At 35.6% G+C, this 2,784-nt stretch carries 2 protein-coding genes and 1 pseudogene; all 3 read left to right on the forward strand.

Annotated elements, in window-relative coordinates; translation table 11 throughout:
* Positions 1 to 371 (forward strand): annotated as a pseudogene (locus WBM60_RS16190) (hypothetical protein); the annotation flags it as partial.
* Positions 368 to 2,029 (forward strand): amidase family protein, encoded by a 1,662-nt coding sequence (locus WBM60_RS16195; protein WP_424283331.1) that lies wholly within the window; start codon positions 368 to 370, stop codon positions 2,027 to 2,029. The pseudogene WBM60_RS16190 and the gene WBM60_RS16195, both read left to right, overlap by 4 nt.
* 104 nt (positions 2,030 to 2,133) lie before the next feature.
* The coding region (locus WBM60_RS16200) for a hypothetical protein (RefSeq protein ID WP_424283332.1) at positions 2,134 to 2,784 on the forward strand (651 nt) is incomplete at its 3' end.

Here is a 2,784-nt window from a genome sequence, read left to right on the forward strand (position 1 = left end):
ATACCCTACTAAAAATCCCAATTTCAGTGGATACTGATACAAAAATGAGGCAGGAAATTGCATTCAAAATAGCAGAAAATCCTACTGCTCAAACGTATTATGAAGCGGCACGCTATCTGCAGGAACAGGGAGAATCATATCCGGAGGCCTTGTCTTATCTTAATAAAGCCATTGAATTAGAAGGGGATACCTATTATTTTTACAGGGTTAAATCTTTGGTTGAAGCTGCATTGAAAGATTATGGCAGCGCCATTATTTCAGCACAAAAATCATTAGAATTAGCCCAAAAAGAAGATAAAGATGAATTTGTACGCATGAATGAACAAAATATCTCTGTTTGGAGCCTTAAACAAGTAAATACAAAACAATGAAAAAGCTAATTTTCCTACTCGGTCTTTTATTAATTATTTCCTGCAAGGAATCTAAGAAAGTAGATTATTCCTCTGTGGTACTATGGAAAACCTACAATGATTCTTCTGATGTAGCAGTGAGCCAGGAGCATGAAAAATCACGAATGCGTTACAAACTGATACAGTCCAGGGTATCAGACAGAAATGAGAGTTTCCGGCCGCTCTATCACGAAGTGGCAGAAATGTCTGAGACCGATTATAATCAACTAAAACCCCTGATTCTTGAACAGGATATACCCACTATTCAAAGACACATAAAGGATGGAAAATTGACCTATGAAAAATTAGTTCGGTTTTTTCTCTATAGAATTTATCGTTTTGAACTGGATAGCAGCACTACATTACATACTATAATAGCTTTAAATGAAAATGTGGTAGAGGAAGCCAGGGAGCTTGACAATTTAATTTCAGAAGACCGTCATCCAATTTTTGGCATGCCGATTCTCCTTAAAGACAATATTGGTACAGCCGGGATGAATACTACGGCCGGAGCAATTGCCCTTAAAGATAATGAAACAAAAGATGCCTTTATTGTTGAACAATTAAAGAAAAACAAAGCTTTAATATTAGGCAAAGTTAATCTTAGTGAATGGGCCTATTATATGTGTAATGGCTGTCCTCTGGGATACAGTGCTATTGGCGGACAGACATTGAATCCGTATGGCAGGGGGGTTTTTGAAACAGGAGGTTCAAGCGCAGGGAGCGGAACTTCTGTTGCCGCCAACTATGCGGTTGCTGCGGTGGGTACAGAAACTTCAGGTTCTATTCTTTCCCCTTCTAGTCTAAATTCTGTAGTTGGTTTAAAGCCTACCATTGGACTTTTGAGCAGGTCGGGGATTGTTCCCATTTCAAGTACACTGGATACCCCGGGTCCAATGACTAAGAATGTAATAGACAATGCCATTTTACTCTCGGCAATGACGGGTAAGGACATGGCTGATAATAAGTCTGTAGGTACCGATGAAAAATATTTTAAAGCGGTTTTGAATCCAGGGAGTCTGAAAGGAAAACGGTTAGGGGTTTTTAAAGACCTTTTGGAAACTGATTCCATTTATAGGAATACGATTGATAAACTTAAAAAACAGGGTGTAGAAATAATAGAGTTTACCGCGCCGGAGGTATCTATGGATGGGTTTCTAACACTTCTCAATATTGATATGAAAAATGATCTTCCTGAATATCTCAACACCAACGTCCAAAATAAAGAAGAAATTCCTATGCGCACTCTTGAGGAGATTGTTAAATTTAATTTAGCTGATTCTGTGTTGCGTATTCCCTACGGGCAATCAATTTTTGATGGAATACTTAAAGATTCAACTTCATTGGAGGAATTGCAACTCATTAAAAATAGATTGGAGGAAAACGGAAGATTATTTTTTGATACTCCTATGGATAAGCACCAATTAGATGCCATTTTATCTATAAACAATTACCATGCTGGTTATGCAGCAGTGGCAAAATATCCGGCATTAACTATTCCCATGGGATACAAGGAAACCGGAGAACCCATAAGCCTTACATTTATTGCAAAGCCTTTTCATGAAAGCGATTTGCTTAAATTAGGCCGTGCTTTTGAAGTTAACACAAAAATTAGAAAACCACCTTTGGCTTATAATTAGCTTAAATAATTACTTACCTTCTCATTTTGAAACATAAAGAGGCATAAAAATCAACAATTAATAACAGTCTAAATCTTGATAAACGAAATCATAAAACTAAAAATTTGAATAAAGCTACATTACATATTATTCTATTTTTATTTTTTATAGTGACTCCACAAATAAAAGGGCTTGCTCAAAAAACAGACACAATAGTTCATGTAAATGGTAATGTGCTAAAAGGGGATTTCAGAAAAATGGAATACGGTGTAGTTACATGGAAAATGGACGGTATGGGTACAATAAGTGTTGAGGAACCTTATGTGAATACTTTTATTTCTAGCAAGCAATTTGAAATAAAAATGAAAAACGGGCTTATTTATTATTGCTCTTTTGAGGCCTCTGAAACCAATGGAAAAGTCATTTTAATAAGGAATGGACAACAGGAAGAAGTATTTATTGATGACATTGTTGAAATTCATCCAATAAAAGGAAATTTTTGGAAGAAGTTTAATGGAAATATAAGTCTTGGTGGAAATTATTCAAGAAGTAGTGATGTTACTACAATAGCCTTTTCTGGTAATTTGGATTATAGGAATAAGAAGACCTTCTTTAATTTAATATGGAATTATAACCTGTCTTATCAGGGGGATAGCTTAATAACCCAAAATTCAAACATAGATTTGTCCTGGCAAAGATTATTAAAAAAAAATTGGTCCACACTGGTTGCTCTGGGTACCAGCCAAAATTTACAATTAGGAATAAAACGAAGGTAT

Source organism: Eudoraea sp. (genome assembly GCF_049669105.1).
GTDB lineage: Bacteria > Bacteroidota > Bacteroidia > Flavobacteriales > Flavobacteriaceae > Eudoraea.

What these genes read in the sequence shown, in the direction of transcription:
- WBM60_RS16195 (WP_424283331.1), top strand. Translation starts at nt 368, where the DNA reads ATGAAAAAGCTAATTTTCCTACTCGGTCTTTTATTAATTATTTCCTGC.